This is a genomic window from Paucibacter sp. M5-1 (assembly GCF_027498415.2).
Classification (GTDB): Bacteria; Pseudomonadota; Gammaproteobacteria; order Burkholderiales; family Burkholderiaceae_C; genus Roseateles_E.
The window spans coordinates 2,548,535-2,564,815 of the sequence record NZ_JAPZLM020000001.1; the positions used below are offsets into that span (position 1 = coordinate 2,548,535).

Sequence of the window (16,281 nt, forward strand, 5' to 3'; positions counted from 1 at the left end):
ACAGGCTGCGGGCCTTTTGCCATGCTTGGCACAATGGACGCACGATGAGTCCACCTCAGAACACCGCAGCGCAAGACGGTGCAGCGCTCCGGCCAGCGCCGGGCCGCTGGCTCGATTCGCGGGCCGGCCAGCGTCTGCTGGCGGCCGGGCCTTTTGTGGCGCTGGGCCTGGTGCTGCTGATGCTGTGGGGCGTGGTGGCCTGGTTCTCCATCGTCTACCCGCAGCGGCTGATGGACGAGTACAAGCGCGAGCTGGCCAGCCAGACCGCCGCCGCGTCCGCCCAGACCGAGGCGGTGTTGCGCGATGCCGAGGGCAATCTGCGCACCCTCGATCTGTGGCTGCTGACCCGCAGCCGCGGCGACCCGCTCAACGATGCCTCGCTGATCCAGCTGGCCGAGACCCTGCGCGGCACCTCGCGCGAGCTGGTCGATGTGATGCTGGCCAGCGCCGACGGCCGCCTCTTCCGCCTGCCGGCCCAGCCCGGCCAGCCCTTCGCGACCCTGCCCGAGGCCGACTTCATCACTTTGCTGGCCTCGCCCGAGGCCGAGGGCAGCCTGCTCGGCGCACCGCTGCAACTGCGCGCCGGCGGCCCGATCTATCTGCCGCTGGCGATGCGCATGAGCGCGCCGGTCGGCGAGCTGCAAAGCCTGGTGGCCATGATAGACACCCGGCGCCTGGCCGAGCTGCTGCGTCCCTACTCGCGTGGTGACGAGAGCGCCGTGGCCCTGCTGCGCAGCGACGGCCTGGGCCTGCTGCGCGTGCCCGAGCTGGCCGGCTTTGTCGGGCGCGATCTGTTTGCCGAAGAGCCCAGGCGCCGCCAGGCGCTGGCGGGTGCCAGCGGCAGCTTCGTCAGCAGCGGCGCCGCCACCGACGGCCTGGCCCGGTTGGTCAGCTTCGAGACCCTGGACGACTTCGGTGTCAAGGTGCTGCTGGCCCAGGGCCTCAGCGCGACCCTGGGCAACCATGCCGAGCAGCGCAATCTGCTGCTGACGCTGAGTGCGGTCATCTCGGTCGCGGCCCTGCTGATCACGCTGATGCTGGCCCGCATGCAGCGCGCCGCACGCGAGCGCGATGCCGCGCTGCTGGCCACCAGCAATGCCTCGCCGCTGGGCCTGTTCCGCTGCGACGCCCAGGGCCGCATCGTCTACGCCAACGAGACCTATCTGCGCCTGCATGGCTTCGGCGCCGAACGGCAGGAATGGGGCTGGCTGGCGATGGTGCCCGAGGCCGAGCGGGCCCAGGTGCGTGAGCTCTGGCGCGAGCGTATCGGCCAGGGCGAGGCCATCAATGCAATGCGCTCGCTGCTGCGGCCCGACGGCCAGCAGCGCCTGTTCTCGGTGCGCACCGCGCCGCTGCGTGTCAACGGCCGGGTGGTCGGCGCGGCCGGCACGGTCGACGATGTCACCGAGCGGGTCGCGCAGCGCCAGGCCGAGCTGACCCTGGGCGCGATCTTCGACCGCACGCCCGACTATGTCTGCCAGTTCGACACCGAAGGCCGGCTGCTGTATCTGAACCCGGCCGGCCGGCAGCGCCTGGGCCTGGCACCGGATGCCGCGCTGGACCGGCTGGACTATCGGCGCTTCATGCGCAGCAGCGAGCCGCGCGGCTTTCTCGACACGGTGCCGGCCGAGGCCTTGCAGCAAGGCCATTGGCAGGGCCGCAGCGCGGTGCTGGACCTGCAGGGCCGGGAAGTGCCGGTGGCCAGCACGGTGCTGGTGCATCGCAACGAGCGCCAGCAGATAGCGACCGTCTCGCTGCTGCTGCGCGACATCTCGAACCAGGTGCAGGCCCAGCACGAGCGCGAGCGCAGCGAGGCCATGCTGAAGGCGGTGGCCGAGGCAGCGACGACGATGATTGCCGTGCTGGACTGCGATCAGTGCCTGCTGTTCTTCAACCGCGCCTTCGCCCAGCGTTTCCGGATCGAGCGCGAGCACTGGCTGGGCCGGCCGCTGCGCGAGCTGCTGGGCGAGGCCGACTATGCGCTGAGCCGGCCGCTGATCGAGACCGCGCTGGCCGGCCGCGTCGCCTCTGTGGAGAAGCGCTATACCGACCCGCCGCTGGTCATCGAGCTGCACTATGCGCCGCTGCAGCTGGAGAGCGGCGAGATCGAGGGCGTGATCAGCATTGCCCGCGACATCACCGAGGTCCGCACCGAGGAGGCGCGGCTGCGCGACGCCTCGCAGACCGACCCGCTGACCCAGTTGCTCAACCGCAGCGGCTTCGCGCTGCGCGCCGATGAGCAGCTGGCCCACGCGCGCCAGCACAACAGCCTGCTGACCCTGCTCTATCTGGACCTGGACCGTTTCAAGCCGGTCAATGACCAGCATGGCCATCCGGTCGGCGATGCCTTGCTGAAGGCGGTGGCCGGCCGGCTGCGCCATGCGCTGCGACCGCAGGATCTGGTGGCGCGGCTGGGCGGCGACGAGTTCGCGGTGCTGCTGCCGGCCCTGCCCTCGGCGGCGGATGCCGAAGCGGTGGCGGCCAAGCTGCTGCGAGCGATTGCCCAGCCCTTCAGCATCGAGGCGCTGGAGCTCAGCATCGGCGTCAGCATCGGCTACTGTGTGGCCGCCGGCGGTTCGGCCGATCTGGACAGCATGGTGGCCGAGGCCGACGCCCGGCTCTACGAGGCCAAGCGGGCCGGCCGCGGCTGCTATCGCGGCGGCCCCGCTACAGCAGCGCCGCCACCCGCTTGACTCTTTGCAGCGCCAGCTGCAGCACCCGCGCATCGCTGCTGGCGCGATGGCGGCGCAGGTTCTGCTCGGCGCGCACCTGCAGCATGGTCTCGTGCCAGCGCGCCGCCTCGGCCTCGCTGAGCAGCATGCGCAGGTCCTGCAGCTTGAAGCCCGGCACCTGGCCGGTGCTCTCGAACAGCCGCGCCAGCCAGGGATAGTCATGGCCCCAGCCGTCGCAGTAGACGGTCTGGCCGTGCAGGCGCAGATTGATCTGATGCGCCACCCAGTCGGCCGGCTTGCCGCGGCTGTGCAGCAGATCGCGGCTGATGCCGTGCAAGGCCTCGGCCTGCTCGTCCCAGTGCTGCCAGTCGGGCAGGGGCTGGATCAGGCTGCAGAACAGGCCGCCCTCGGGCTCGACGAAACCGACCTCGATCGGATAGCTGCCGCGGCCGAATCCGGAGGCTTCAACATCAAGAACGGTGGGCGGCAGCATGGTGGGGGTGGAGGACCTCGGCCCGAGCATGCTATGCCCGGCCGCAAGAATCAAGCCTTGTTTCCCGGGGGGGCTGGCCTCGGCCTCAAGAGGCCAGCAGCTGGCCCATGCGCAGGCGCTGGCCGCTGGCCACCCGCAGCGCCAGGCCCGGCGGCAGGAAGACGATGATGGTCGAACCATGCTGGAACCAGCCCATCTCCTGGCCCTTGGCATAGCTCGCATCGCAGGGCAGCTCATGCGGGCCGGCATAGCCGGTGTGCAGCAGCAGGTCCAGCGCATGCAGACGCAGGCTGGACACCAGGATGGCCGCCACCGGCACCAGCGCGATCGGCCGGCCATCGGCCAGGCGGGCATGCAGCGCGGCGCGCTCGTTGCGACAGAACAGGCGCTCGATGCGCTTGAGCGCAATCGGATTGACGTTCCAGGTGTCGCCGGCGATATGGGTCACATGCTCGATGCGCAGATCGGCCGGCGCATGGAAGCGGTGGTACATCGCCGATGTCAGCCGCAAGGTGACGAAGCTGCCATCGCGATAGGGCGCGGCACGCGCGGCATCGCCGAACAGATCCTCGATGCGGTACGGAAAGCCTTTGGCCTGGTAGAGCCGGCCGGCCTCGACCCGGCCGCAGGCGCCGACGATGGCGTCACAGGGGCTCACCAGCGCGCCGGGCTCGGGAGCTAGCGGCCGTGCACCGGGCTTGAGCTCGCGGATGAAGCAGTCGTGCAGGCTGCGAAAGCGGCTGTGCTTGGCGTCGCTGAGGTCCAGCTCAGTGAACAGCCGCCAGACGGCAATAGCCAGCCGCGCCAGCAGCGGGCTCTCAATGCGGCTGAAGCGGCCCATCCAGCGGCTCACCGCGATGCGGGGGATCCGGTTGGTCAGCAGGAAGTTCAGGTCCTCCTGCAGCAGCAGGCGGTCGCGCCAGCGGGTGGCGGCGGCTTGGATGGCTTTCATCAAGGAGTCAAGAGCCTGGGTTACAGATGCAGTCTGCCCGTCCTCTGTGACATCTCGATGGTGAGCCGCGATGATTGAAACCCTGCCCGTTTTTCAGCTGACCCTGGTGGCCGCCGCCGCGCTGGCCTTGGTGGCGGCGCTGCCGCGTGCGCGCCAGCGCCTGCAGCTCTCGCGTGCCAAGCACCGCTCGCTGGCCGGCCATTCGCGCATGGCCAAGCGGGTCGCCGCCCTGCTGCCCGGCTATGCCTATGACGAGGCACGCTTCTTCGGCGCCGACGCGGCCCCTGCCGAGGTGCAGGCGAAGCGCCGCGCCGGCTTCGCCGCGCTGGCCGCCGAGCTGAATGCTCGACATGCCAAGAGCATCGCGCTGACGGCCCAGGCCCGCGAGGCGATCTCCGATCTGCAGTTCACCGGCGCTTATCGCGTGCCCTTCCAGTTCAGTCCTTATCTGCGCGAGCACCTGAAGCTGGGCAGCTTCATGCAGGCCAGCGCGGGCAACCGCCTCATTGATCTGGACGGCCAGCGCTATTGGGACCTGAGCGGCAGCTACGGCGTCAATCTGTTCGGCCACGAGTTCTACAAGCGCAGCATCGCCGAGGGCAGCGCGCGGGTGGCCGAGCTCGGGCCGCTGCTGGGCGCCTACCACCCGGTGGTGGCGGAAAACGTCGCACGGCTGCGCGCGATCTCGGGCCTGGACGAGGTGAGCTTTCATATGTCGGGCACCGAGGCGGTGATGCAGGCGGTGCGCCTGGCCCGCTATCACACGCGGCGCAGCCATCTGGTGCGCTTTTGCGGCGCCTATCACGGCTGGTGGGAGGACGTGCAGCCTGGCCCCGGCAACCCGCAGCCGCCGCGCGACACCTACACGCTGAAGGACATGGACGAGAAAAGCCTGCAGGTGCTGCGCACACGGCGCGACATTGCCTGCGTGCTGGTCAACCCGCTGCAGGCCCTGCATCCGAATCGCGGCGCGCCGGGCGACTCGACCCTGGTCGACAGCTCGCGCAGTGCCGGTTTCGACCGCGCCGCCTACACCGCCTGGCTGCAGCAACTGCGCCAGGTCTGCAGCGAGCGCGGCATCGTGCTGATCTTCGACGAGGTCTTCGTCGGCTTCCGGCTCGCACGCGGCGGCGCGCAGGAGTACTTCGGCGTCAAGGCCGATATGGTCACCTATGGCAAGAGTCTGGGTGGCGGCCTGCCGGTGGGCGTGGTCTGCGGCAAGGCCGCGCTGATGAAGCGCTGGCGCGAGGAGCGGCCGGCCGACATCTGCTTCGCGCGAGGCACCTTCAACGCCCATCCCTATGTGATGGGGGCGATGTCAGTCTTTCTCGAGCATCTGCAGCGGCCCGAGGTGCAGGCCCTCTACCGCGATCTGGAGGCGCAGCAGGACGCGCGCGCCGCGCGCTTCAACCGCCTGATGCGCGAGGCCGGACTGCCGCTGCGCGCCGCCCATCTGTCCTCGATCTGGACGCTGACTTTCGAGCTGCCCTCGCGCTACAACTGGATGCTGCAGTTCTATCTGCGCGAGCAGGGGCTGTGGCTGTCCTGGGTCGGCAGCGGCCGGCTGATCTTCAGCCTGGACTACAGCGAGGCCGATTTCGACGAGGTCTGCCGCCGCTGCCTGGCCGCCGCCCGCCGCATGCAGCAGGACGGCTGGTGGTGGCAGGGCGAAGGACTCAGCAACAAAACCATCAAGCGGCAGATCCTGAGGGAGATGCTGGCCGAGCGGTTTTGACGGCAGCTCACGCGGGGATGCCGGGCGCATCGGGTGAGGGACTCCGCTCCTGTCCCCCGGACCGGGCTGCGCCCGGCCCTCCTCCTTGACCTCGCTTCGCCCCTCACCCGATACGCCCGGCAAGCGGCGGTGTGCGTTGTGGCGAGAAGATTCAGCCGCGCTCGGCAGCATGCCCCATCGGATCGATCAGCTCGCCGCGCAGCAGGTGCAGCGGCGCCTTGCGGTACAGCATGATGTCGTGGAAGGGGTCGGTCAGGATCTTGCTCATCCACACCAGGCCGGTCTGCACATCCTTGATGATGAACAGATGCACAGTGCGGAACAGCAGGCCGGCCACACCCAGCCACAACCACATCATCCCGACCTGGCGCACAAACTCCAGCGGCGCCTCGGCCGGCTCGAAGGCCCCCAGCAGCGTCGGGTCGATATAGAGCAGCAGCGGCGAGGCGGCCCACAGCGCCATCAGCACCACCTTGCGCTGCAGGTTGTAGCCGACCTTGATCTCTTCCTTGTGTTCGTGGGTGGCCTGATTCACATGGTCATAGCCCTTGGGCTCGAAGAAGAAGTGACCGGCCTGGCGACTGGTCATCGAGACCAGCCAGCCGATCAGCGCGGCCACGGCCGGGTCCTTGAACAGCATCAGATAGGCCAGCACAAAGCTCAGCGCGCTGAGCAGGTGCAGCGACTGGTTGATGCGGCTGTGGTGGTAGTAGCGGTGGTCATCCCAGCGCTGGATCTCGAGTGCCTTCAGAAAGTCTTTCACCGTCGCTCCTGTTGAACCCGCGCGCCAAGCGCGGGCGTGGCGGGATGGTGACGGTGGTTTGTGAAATGTGGGTGACGGTTGAGGCGGCGCGCAGCGCGCCGGCGGCACTTTCCCAGGCCTGCAGTTCAAGGCATCATCCGGCCAGCATTCACAAGCACCCACCATGCCCCTGCTCTTCTCCTACGGCACGCTGCAGCAAGAGAACGTCCAGCTGTCCACCTTCGGTCGGCGGCTGGGTGGGCGGCCGGATGATCTGGTCGAGTTCGAGATGGCGATGCTGCGCATCGAGGATCCGGAGGTCATCGCGACCAGCGGCAAGACCCACCACCCCATCGTCAAGTTCAACGGCGATGCGGCCAGCCGCGTGCCGGGCACGGTGTTCGAGATCAGCGAGGCCGAGCTGGCCAGCGCCGACCGCTACGAGGTTGCGGCCTACAAGCGAGTGCTGGCCAAGCTCTCCTCGGGCCGGCAGGCCTGGGTCTATGTCGATGCACGCTTCGCGCCGCCGGACTGAATGAACGGCCACATCGCCCTGCGCCCCGCCACGCCGGCCGACGCCGCCGAGATCGCTCGGCTCTATCTGTGCTCGCGCCGGCACTTCTTGCCCTATGCGCCGCTGGCGCACAGCGACGCGGAGGTGCACACCTGGATCCACGAGCATTTGCTGCCCTCGGCCCAGGTCACGGTGGCGCAGGAGGGTGGCGAACTCCTTGGCTTTATCGCAAGCACCGAGGGCGATGCCTGCCGGTGGGTCGACCACCTCTATCTGCGCCCCGCCTCGGTCGGCCTGGGCATAGGCTCCGCCCTGCTGCGGCCACTGATCGCCGGCCAGACCCGGGATCTGCGGCTCTACACCTTCCAGCAAAACCTCGGCGCGCGGCGCTTCTACGAGCGCTTCGGCTTCGTGGCCATCGCATTCACGGATGGCAGCGGCAACGAGGAGCACTGCCCGGATGTGCTGTACGAACGGCCGGCGGCAGCCATGCCGCGCTGAACCGTCATCGCGCCGTCATCGAAGCGCCGCAATCGCAGCCGATGATCCGCAGCATGAGGCTGCCCGCGCACACCGATATCGAGGTCGACGAGGCCCCGCCGCTGCAGCGTTTTCTGCGCGTGGCCATCGTCACCGAAACCTACCCGCCCGAGGTCAACGGCGTCGCGCGCACCATCGCCTGCCTGGTCGAAGGCCTGCGGGCGCGCAACCATGCGGTGCAGCTGGTGCGGCCGCGTCAGTTGAAGGGCGAGCAGTCGGATGGCGACGATGAGCGCTTCCACGAGGTGCTGATGCGCGGCCTGCCGATCCCGCGCTACCCGCATCTGCGCATGGGCGTGGCCTCGAAGAAAAGCCTAGTCAATCTGTGGACGCTGCGCCGCCCCGACATCGTCCACATCGCCACCGAAGGCCCGATGGGCTGGTCGGCGCTGCAGGCCGCCAGCTATCTGAAGCTGCCGATCTGCTCGGACTTCCGCACCAATTTCCACGCCTACAGCAAGCACTACGGCGTCGGCTGGCTGCACAAGCCCATCATGGTCTATCTGCGCAAATTCCATAACAAGACGCAGTGCACCATGGTGCCCGATGCCGGCCTGCGCCAGCAGCTCGACGAGCTGGGCTTCAAGGGCGTCAGCGTGGTGGCGCGCGGCGTCGACACCGCGCTGTTCAACCCGCTGCGGCGCAGCGCGGCGCTGCGCGAGCGCTGGGGCGCGGGCACCGACGATCCGGTGGTCCTCCATGTGGGCCGGCTCGCGGCCGAGAAGAACCTGGCCACGCTGGCCGAGGCCTTCGAGGCCTTCCGCCAGGTGCAGCCGCGCGCGCGCCTGGTGCTGGTCGGCGACGGGCCGGCGCGCAAGCAGCTGCAGGAGCGCCTACCCGAGGCCATCTTCGCCGGCATGCGCCACGGCGAGGACCTGGCCGCCCACTACGCCAGCGCCGACGCCTTCATCTTCCCCAGCATCACCGAGACCTTCGGCAATGTCACGCCCGAGGCCATGGCCAGCGGCCTGGCGGTGCTGGCCTATGACTACGCGGCCGCCTCCCAGCTGATCAAGCCCGGTCACAACGGCCTGCTGGCACCCTTCGGCAACGGCCCCGAATTCCTGAACCAGGCCGCCGAGCTGGCACGCGAGCCCGCAGCCCTGCGGGCGATGGGCCAGGCCGCCCGGCTGACCGCCGAGGCGCAGAGCTGGGCCGGCATCGTCGCCAATGTCGAGAACATCTACGCGGCGGTGATCGACGGCCGGGCCCTGCCCGCCGCTCCGGCGCGCGCCGACATCGCGGCCGCTCAACCCGGTTGCTGAAGCCCGATTGAGGCCCGGCGCCAGCGCATCAGCGCCAGCATCACCAGCGCGATCAGGCTGCCGAACACCGTCATCAGCGGCAGCAGTGGCGCGTCCAGCGCCAGCGCGCCGGCATAGAGGGCCAGCATGCCGAGGATGCTCAGGTTCTCATTGAAACCCTGCACGGCGATCGAGCGCCCGGCCGTCAGCAGCTGGTAGCCGCGATGCTGCAGCAGCGCATTCATCGGCACCACCAGCAGGCCGCCCACCGCGCCGACCAGGGCCAGCAGCGGCAGGGCCAGCGCAAAGGCATCGACCCAGGCCAGCCCCGCCATCAGCAGGCCCAGCAGCACGCCCAGCGGCAGCACCCGCAGCGCCCGCGTCAGCGGCACCCAGCGCCCGGCAGCAGCAGCGCCGATCACCACGCCGACCGCGACCACCGCCTGCAGATAGGCGCTGCGGTCCAGCCCCAGCTGCAAGACCTGCTGGGCCCAGCGCAGCACCGCGAACTGCAGCGTCGCGCCGACACCCCAGAACAGGGTCGTCACCGCCAGCGAAACGCCGCCCTCGGCATCGCGCCAAAGCGCCCGGTTGGCGCGCGCGAAATCGCGCAGCAGCGCGCCGGGCCGCAGGCTGGCGCTGCGGGCATAGCGGGCGCCGCTGTCGGGCACACCCAGCTGCGCCACGGCGGCCAGGCCGTAGAGCAGCAGCAGCAAGGCCAGCGAGGCGCTCAGCGAAGACGCAAGCCCCGGCAGCGACACCAGCGAGGCCAGCAGCGCGCGCAGCCCCTCGCTGACCAGCGCCCCGCCCAGCACCGTGCCCAGCAGCGCCGCGCCGACGATGGACACCTCCAGCCAGCTGTTGGCCGCCACCAGCTGGCGCGGTGCCACCAGCTCGGTCACCAGCCCGTACTTGGCCGGCGCATAGCAGGCCGCGCCCAGGCCTACCACCGCATAGGCCGCCACCGGATGCAGTCCGGCCAGCAGCGCCACCAGCCCCAGCATCTTGACCCCGTTCATCCAGGCCATCAGCCGCGCCTTCGGCAGCGCATCGGCCAGCGGCCCGACCCAGGGCGCCAGCAGCACATAGGAAATCGTGAACGAGAACTTCAGCAGCGGCGCCCACCAGGCGGGCAGGCCCTGCTCGTGCAGCAGCGCGATCGTGACGATCAGCAGCGCGTTGTCGGCCAGCGCCGAGGCGAACTGCGCGGCGATCAGCAGATGAAAACCCGGCGGCATGCGCATGGCCGCCATTGGCGCCGACGCAGATGCCAGGGCGATGACGCCGGCGTGACGCTTTGACGACGGCCGCAGCACCGGGCCTGTCACTATGATGCGCCGACCATTCAGCCCCGCGACTGACGATGAACACGCCCACCGCAAGCTTCGCCACCCCGGCCGACGACCACGGCCTGATCTGCGGCTATCTGTTCCAGGCCGGCCAGCCGGCCCGTCCCGTGGACACGCAGGCGGCCCAGCAATGGCTGCATCGCGGCGCGAGTGCCAGCGACGCCGACTTCATCTGGCTGCATTTCAACCTGACCCATACCAGCGCCCATGGCTGGCTGCGCGCCCACACCAGCCTGCCGCACGATTTCCACCAGTCGCTGCGCGAGGGCTCACGCTCGACCCGCATCACGCGGCTGGGCGAGCGGCTGATGGCGGTGATCAACGATGTGACCTTCGACTTCTCCTTCGACCCCGAGAACGTCGCGACCCTGTGGCTGAGTCTGGAGCCGGGCCTGGTGGTCAGCGCCCGGGTGCAGCCGCTGCGCTCGGTGGACCGGCTGCGCCGCGCGGTCGGCGCCGGCGACGCGATCGTCAGCCCGGTGGCCCTGCTGGAGCATCTGCTCAGCGACCAGGCCGACGAGCTGCAGCACATCGTGCGCAGCGCCAGCGACAAGGTCGACGATATCGAGGACGCGATGCTGGCACGGCGCAACAAGCTGCAGGGCGGCGACGAGCTGGCGCGGCTGCGCCGCCTCTCGGTGCGGCTGCAGCGCCTGCTGGCGCCCGAGCCGGGCGCGCTGCTGCGCCTGCTGGCCAACCCGCCGGCCTGGCTCAATGCCGAGGAGCGCGACCGGCTGCGCCGCGTCAACGACGAGTTCGCGGTGGCGCTGCGCGACATCGTCTCGCTGCACGAGCGGGTCAAGCTGCTGCAGGACGAGTCGGCCTCGCAGGTGGCCGAGCAGAACAACCGCAGCCTGTTCACGCTGACCATGGTCACCGTGCTGGCCCTGCCCATCAATCTGTTCGCCGGCCTGATGGGCATGAATGTCGGCGGCATCCCGCTGGCCGATCATGCGCACGGCTTCTGGCTGATGCTGCTGCTGATCGCCTCCTTCACCGCGCTGGCGGCCTGGCTGGCGCTGCGTCGGCTGACGAATCGCCAGCGCTGATTCACCCATGGACCCAACCCGCGAGATCTTTGAGCTCGGCGACTGGCGTGTCGATGCCGCCGGCAACCGCCTGCAGCGCGGCGCCGAAGTCCGGCCGCTGCGCCACAAGGCCATGGCCCTGCTGGTGCTGCTGGCCAGCCGGCCCGGCGAGACCGTGGGCCGCGAGGAGATCATCGACACGATCTGGCAGGGCAACCGTTTTGTCGCCCCCAAGGCCATCAACACCGCCGTCTGGACCATACGCCAGGCCCTGGGCGACGACCCCGAAGCGCCGCGCTATCTGGAGACCATCGCGAAGAAGGGCTACCGGCTGATCGCGCCGGTACGTGCGCTGGCGCCGCCGCCGCAGGTCATGGCGCCGCCGATCCCAGCGCCCGCGCCGACGACAGCACTGCCCGCGCCGCGCTGGCCGTTGCTGGCCGGCCTGCTGGTGCTGGCCGGCCTCCTCGCCGTCTGGTGGCTGCGGCCGGGCGACATGGCGCCCGCAGCCCTGCCCGAGGCCAGGCCGCTGACGCACCAGCCCGGCTATGAATACCTGGGCCAGCTCTCGCCCGACGGCCGGCTGCTGGCCTTCGCCTGGTGGCAGGGCCAGGGCGGGGGCCGGCTGTATCTGCGCCCGGCCGCCGAGTTGGACGTCGCGCCGCAGGCACTCAGCCCCGAGGGCCTTGATGTGCAAGGCCTGAGTTGGTCACCGGACAGCAGCGCGATCGCCTATATCGCCGCGAGCGCCGACGGGCAGTGCCAGCTCCGGGTCTACCGCCTGAGCACGCGGACGCAGGCGCTGGCGCGCTGCAGCGCGCTGTTCACGCCCAGCGTCGCCTGGTCGCCCGACGGCCGCAGCATCGCCTTCAGCGCCGAGGCCGAGGGGGTCGGCGGCCTGTTCCTGGTGGCCCCCGATGGCAGCGGCCTGCGGCGCCTGAGCAGCGCCCCGCCGGCCGCGATGCCGGACCACCAGCCGAGCTGGTCACCCGATGGCCGGCGTCTGGTGTTTGCCCGCCAGGACCCGGCCGACGGCAGCCGTGACTTCTACGAGGCCGGCCTGGACGGTCAGGTGCAGCGCCTGAGCCAGCTGCGCCTGTACCCGCTGCACGGCCTGACCCATGCCGAGAACGGCCGCGACCTGATCTTCTCGACCACCCGGCAGGACAGCCGGGTGCTGATGCGCTGGCAGCGCGAGACCGGCCAGGCCTTGCCGCTGGGCCTGGAGGGCAGCGCGCCGCTGCGCAGCGCCGGCGGCCTGCTGGTCTATGCGCTGATGCGCTCGCACATCGGCATCGCACGGCTGGACTGGGGCGCCGGCGCGCAGCCGCAGCGCTTGCCCGGCGCGGTGGTCAACGACCGCGCCCCGACCGCCGATCCGGCAGGCGGCGGCCTGTTCTTTGTCTCGGCACGCTCCGGCCTGCCCGAGCTGTGGCGCTCCGAGCCCCGAGGCGATCAGGCCCGGGCGCTGACCCAGCTGGACCTTCAGCCTGCCGCGCCAGCCGCCTCGCCCGATGGCCGGCAGCTGGCCTTTCTCGGCAATTGCGGGCCTGGCAAGCGATATGGCCTGTGCCTGCTCGATCTGGCCAGCGGGCAGCTTAGGCCGCTGGCGGCCGATGCGGCCCAGTATGGCCGGCCCAGCTGGCACCCGAGCGGCCGCGAGGTCTGGGTGGCCAGCGACCGCGGCGGGCGCTGGCAGCTCTGGCGCTTCGGTCTCGACGGCGGCCAGGCCGCCACGCCGCTGGACACCGAGCGGCCGCCCGGCCCGGCGCTGCAGTGGACGGCCGACGGCAGTGCCCTGCTCTACCAGGCCCGCGACAGCCAGGAGCTGCGCCGGCGCCCGCTGGCGGGTGGGCCCGAGCAACTGATGGCTTCGGCGGTGCCGGAGGGCGAAACCCTGCTGGACTGGCGGCTGGGGCCGCAGGGGCTGGTGCTGCTGACCCGCGGCAGCCAGGCCGAGTATTTCCGCCGCCTCGATCTGGCCGGCGAGCGCCCGGCCCAGCTGCTCAGCAGCCATGCGCTGGGCAGCTTTCCGGAGCGGGCCAGCTTCGCGCTGGGCGCCGATGGCAGCGCCTGGGTGGAGCTGGCCCACACCGCCGTGGCCGATCTGATGCAGGCGCGCTGAACCCGGCGACGCACGCAAGTGCTTGTCGGGCCACAAGAAATATTTTTTGGACAGGGTTTGGAGCGGGCCGGGCTTGTGGCTCCGGCCCGGCTCGCGGCCTACTGAAGGTTGGCTGCCGGGACGGGCTCGGCGGCCGCTGGCAGGAGGCCTGGGTGCTGGACGATCACGATGGCGGTTCACGCAGCTGGTGCCTGCGGCTGAGCCTGATGGCCGCGACGCTGGGCGCGCTGGCCTGCGGTGGCGGCGGCGGCCCGGCGCCGGTCGACCCGGAGCAGCAGCCGACGGCACCGGCACCCGCCGATGCCGACATCACGCTGCTGATGATGGGCAACAGCCACACCTCGCTGAACGCCCTGCCCCGGCAGTTGGAGGCCTTGCTGCGCGCCAGCCTGCCCGGCAAAAGCGTGGCCGCCACCGAGGCGCCGGGCTGGATGTTCCTCGACCAGCGGCTGGCCGATGCCGCTTCGATGGCCTTGCTGCGCGGCCGGCGCTGGACGGTGCTGGTGCTGCAGGCGCAGAAATACAGCACCACCGGCCAGAACAGCTACTCGATCAGCGAGGCCCAGAGCCTGATCCGGGTGGCGCGCGAACTCGGCGCGACGCCGGTGATGTTCCCAGAATGGCCGCGCCTGGGTGTGGCCGAGACCGAGCGCATCTACGACTTGCACGCCAGCATCGCGCGCCAGCAGCCGGCCTGCGTGGCCCCGATCGGCCAGGCCTGGGAGCTGGCCCTGCAACGCCACCCAGCCCTGGTTCTGCATGCCGGCGACGGCAACCACTCCGCCCCGGCCGGCGCCTATCTGACCGCGCTGATGCTCTACACCACCCTCACCGGCGCCTCGCCACTGGCCCTGCCCACGCTGGCCAACAACGGCGTGCCCGCCGAGCAGCAGGCCCTGCTGCGCCAGGTGGCGGCCGACGCGGCGGCGGCCACCGCGCCGCGCCAGCACTGCCCGGGCGACGCGCCGCTGGGGCAGCGACCATGAGTCGGCGGCTGCGCGCCCTGGCGCTGCTGGCGGCCGCCCTGCTGCTGGCGCCGCTGCCGGGCCTTGCCGAGGTGCAGGTGATGGTGCTGGGCAGCTACCACTTCGCCAACCCGGGGCTGGACCTGCACAACGCCGAGGTCGACGATGTGCTGTCAGCCCGGCGCCAGGCCGAGCTCGTGGAGCTGATCGAGCGCCTGGCTTCGTTCCGACCCAGCATGGTGGCGGTCGAAGCCCGCGCCGATGCCTTACCGGGCCGGGCCCTGCCGGGCTATCGGCGCTATCTGAGCGGCGAGGGTCCACCCGATCGCAACGAGATCGAGCAGATCGGCTACCGGTTGGCGCGCCGCATGGGCCTGGACCAGGTGCTGGGCGTGGACGCGCCGGGCGAGTTCCCCTTCGCGGCGCTGCAGGCTTTTGCCGCCAGGACCGGCCGCGCCGCCGAGTTGCAGCGCTCGGTGGACGAGATCGGCGCGCGCACCCGGGCCTTCGAGCAGCGCGCGCGCAGCGCCAGCGTGGCCACGCTGCTGCGCGAGATCAACCGCCCCGAGGCGATCCGGGCCGACCATGCCTGGTATGTCGGCGCGCTCGGCTATGGCGCCGGGTCCGAACAGCCCGGCGCCGAGCTGCTCGGCCGCTGGCAGGCCCGCAACACCGCGATCTGCGCGCGCCTGCGCCAGTCGGTGCGACCCGGCGACCGGGTGCTGCTGCTGTTCGGCGCCGGCCACAGCCATCTGCTGCGCCAATGCGTGCTGGAGCAGTCGGGCTGGACCCTGATCGAGGCCGAGCCTTATCTGCGTTGATGGAGGAAACCGCGATGAGCAAGAAGAAAGCCCTGATGCTGGCCCTGAGCCTGTCCAGCCTGCTGGCGGCCGCGCAAGCCCCGGCGGGCGGCGCCAAGCCGGCGCAATGCCGCCAGGCCGTGGACATGGGCCTGGAGATGGCACGGCAGCTGCCGGCACCGAATCCGCGCGAGCTGGAGCGTAAAAACGCGCTGCTCGGCCGGCTGCAGACCCTGGTCAGCGAGAACCGCAAGAAGCAGGTCGATGAGTGTCAGACCTGGGCCGAGTTCAACCGCATCGCGGCTCACCAGTAGGAGCCGCTACCCCAACCCTTCTGGCGTCGTTGGCCCCGGCTTGCCGTACTGCGCGTACTGTCTGCGCCGGGTCCGCCTAGCCAGAACCGCTGCGCTGGCTTTTGCTAGCGGCTCTATCAGGCCGGGTTCTCGATCACCGATTCGCTCTCGAACAGCTCCTGCGCCGCCTGCGCCACTTTCAGCGTGTCGTAGTAGGCATAGGCGCTGACGCCGGCCGCGCCCAGCAGCGGCACCCAGCGCCCGACCGATTTGGCCACCGCGCGCTGGCTCAGCTGCAGGCCCAGTGCCGCTGCGACCCGGCCCAGGCTGGCGGCGGCCAGCGGCCGCACCAGCAGGCGCTCACCGACCCGCACCGCCAGATCGCGCAGCGCCTGCGCCGCCGTGTGGCGGAACAGGCAGTACAGCATCTGCGCCTGCCCCAGCTCGGCGCTGCGCCCGTACAGCGCGGCCACATCGGCCACCAGCTGGGCCTGGATGCGCCACACCGTCATCATCTCCGGCAGCACCGTCAGCCAGCCCAGCGGCCCCGGCGGCAGCGCCAGCGCACCGGCCGCCAGCGCCGCCTTTGACGCCGCCTGCCGCGCCAGACCCCGCGCCGCCTCGGCCGGCCGCGCGCTCAGGCGCTGGGTCGAGCCGGGCGTCTGCGCCACCAGGGCCAGCACAGCGCCGGCCATGCGGTCGGCGGGGGTGGCGAGTGTGCTGTTTTCGCTGTTACTGCTCATGGCGGGCGTCCTTGCTGGAGAGGCTGAGGGCGATTGTCCATGCAGCAGGGCAAAGGCTGCTGCTTCGGCTGTGTCATGCCGGCCGA

At 70.6% G+C, this 16,281-nt stretch carries 15 protein-coding genes; 10 read left to right on the forward strand and 5 right to left on the reverse strand.

The window, feature by feature from the left end:
* Positions 1-44 precede the first annotated feature (44 nt).
* Positions 45-2,693 carry a diguanylate cyclase domain-containing protein gene (locus tag O5M90_RS11945; protein WP_269841224.1) on the forward strand — a complete coding sequence of 883 codons (2,649 nt, stop codon included), beginning with the start codon at positions 45-47 and terminating at the stop codon, positions 2,691-2,693.
* On the opposite strand, the gene O5M90_RS11950 is transcribed toward O5M90_RS11945, so the two are convergent.
* Together O5M90_RS11950 and asd are read right to left on the reverse strand one after the other, a co-directional pair.
* Complete coding sequence (locus tag O5M90_RS11950; protein ID WP_137943636.1) at positions 2,668-3,165, reverse strand: 3'-5' exonuclease; 498 nt, start codon at positions 3,163-3,165, stop codon at positions 2,668-2,670. The two genes, O5M90_RS11945 and O5M90_RS11950, sit on opposite strands and share 26 nt — an antisense overlap.
* Before the next feature lie 85 nt (positions 3,166-3,250).
* A complete protein-coding gene (gene asd, locus O5M90_RS11955; RefSeq protein WP_269841225.1) occupies positions 3,251-4,117 on the reverse strand; it encodes an archaetidylserine decarboxylase in 867 nt (288 codons plus the stop codon).
* Positions 4,118-4,187: 70 nt separating this feature from the next.
* On the opposite strand from asd, the gene O5M90_RS11960 reads away from it, so the two are divergent.
* Positions 4,188-5,852, forward strand: a complete 1,665-nt coding sequence (locus O5M90_RS11960; RefSeq protein ID WP_269841226.1) for an aminotransferase class III-fold pyridoxal phosphate-dependent enzyme — start codon at positions 4,188-4,190, stop codon at positions 5,850-5,852.
* A 151-nt stretch (positions 5,853-6,003) separates the two neighbouring features.
* On the opposite strand, the gene O5M90_RS11965 is transcribed toward O5M90_RS11960, so the two are convergent.
* Positions 6,004-6,615 (reverse strand): hypothetical protein, encoded by a 612-nt coding sequence (locus tag O5M90_RS11965; protein WP_262970216.1) that lies wholly within the window; start codon positions 6,613-6,615, stop codon positions 6,004-6,006.
* A gap of 163 nt (positions 6,616-6,778) precedes the next feature.
* On the opposite strand from O5M90_RS11965, the gene O5M90_RS11970 reads away from it, so the two are divergent.
* Genes O5M90_RS11970 through O5M90_RS11980 form a run of 3 tightly spaced genes read left to right on the forward strand, consistent with a single transcriptional unit; the run spans position 6,779 to position 8,913 of the window.
* Positions 6,779-7,129 (forward strand): gamma-glutamylcyclotransferase family protein, encoded by a 351-nt coding sequence (locus O5M90_RS11970; protein ID WP_269841227.1) that lies wholly within the window; start codon positions 6,779-6,781, stop codon positions 7,127-7,129.
* The gene (locus O5M90_RS11975; protein ID WP_269841228.1) at positions 7,130-7,609 is read left to right on the forward strand and encodes a GNAT family N-acetyltransferase; all 480 of its coding nucleotides are present in this window, start codon (positions 7,130-7,132) and stop codon (positions 7,607-7,609) included.
* A 53-nt stretch (positions 7,610-7,662) separates the two neighbouring features.
* Positions 7,663-8,913 (forward strand): glycosyltransferase family 4 protein, encoded by a 1,251-nt coding sequence (locus tag O5M90_RS11980; RefSeq protein WP_269841229.1) that lies wholly within the window; start codon positions 7,663-7,665, stop codon positions 8,911-8,913.
* On the opposite strand, the gene lplT is transcribed toward O5M90_RS11980, so the two are convergent.
* Positions 8,898-10,136 carry a lysophospholipid transporter LplT gene (gene lplT, locus O5M90_RS11985; RefSeq protein WP_440402041.1) on the reverse strand — a complete coding sequence of 413 codons (1,239 nt, stop codon included), beginning with the start codon at positions 10,134-10,136 and terminating at the stop codon, positions 8,898-8,900. The genes O5M90_RS11980 and lplT overlap by 16 nt on opposite strands.
* Positions 10,137-10,255: 119 nt before the next feature.
* Between lplT and O5M90_RS11990 the strand changes: the two genes are divergently transcribed.
* From O5M90_RS11990 to O5M90_RS12010, 5 genes are all read left to right on the forward strand, one after another.
* Complete coding sequence (locus tag O5M90_RS11990; RefSeq protein WP_269841231.1) at positions 10,256-11,290, forward strand: transporter; 1,035 nt, start codon at positions 10,256-10,258, stop codon at positions 11,288-11,290.
* Between the two features lie 7 nt (positions 11,291-11,297).
* On the forward strand, positions 11,298-13,394 hold the full coding sequence (locus tag O5M90_RS11995) for a winged helix-turn-helix domain-containing protein (RefSeq protein WP_269841232.1): 2,097 nt from the start codon (positions 11,298-11,300) through the stop codon (positions 13,392-13,394).
* A 152-nt stretch (positions 13,395-13,546) separates the two neighbouring features.
* Positions 13,547-14,380, forward strand: a complete 834-nt coding sequence (locus tag O5M90_RS12000) for a hypothetical protein (RefSeq protein WP_269841233.1) — start codon at positions 13,547-13,549, stop codon at positions 14,378-14,380.
* Complete coding sequence (locus tag O5M90_RS12005; RefSeq protein ID WP_269841234.1) at positions 14,377-15,180, forward strand: DUF5694 domain-containing protein; 804 nt, start codon at positions 14,377-14,379, stop codon at positions 15,178-15,180. The genes O5M90_RS12000 and O5M90_RS12005 overlap by 4 nt, the downstream gene beginning before the upstream one ends.
* Positions 15,181-15,194: 14 nt before the next feature.
* Complete coding sequence (locus tag O5M90_RS12010; protein WP_262970225.1) at positions 15,195-15,473, forward strand: hypothetical protein; 279 nt, start codon at positions 15,195-15,197, stop codon at positions 15,471-15,473.
* 116 nt (positions 15,474-15,589) lie between these two features.
* Here O5M90_RS12010 and O5M90_RS12015 read toward each other — a convergent pair whose 3' ends face one another.
* Positions 15,590-16,195, reverse strand: a complete 606-nt coding sequence (locus tag O5M90_RS12015; protein WP_269841235.1) for a hypothetical protein — start codon at positions 16,193-16,195, stop codon at positions 15,590-15,592.
* Positions 16,196-16,281: the final 86 nt, after the last annotated feature.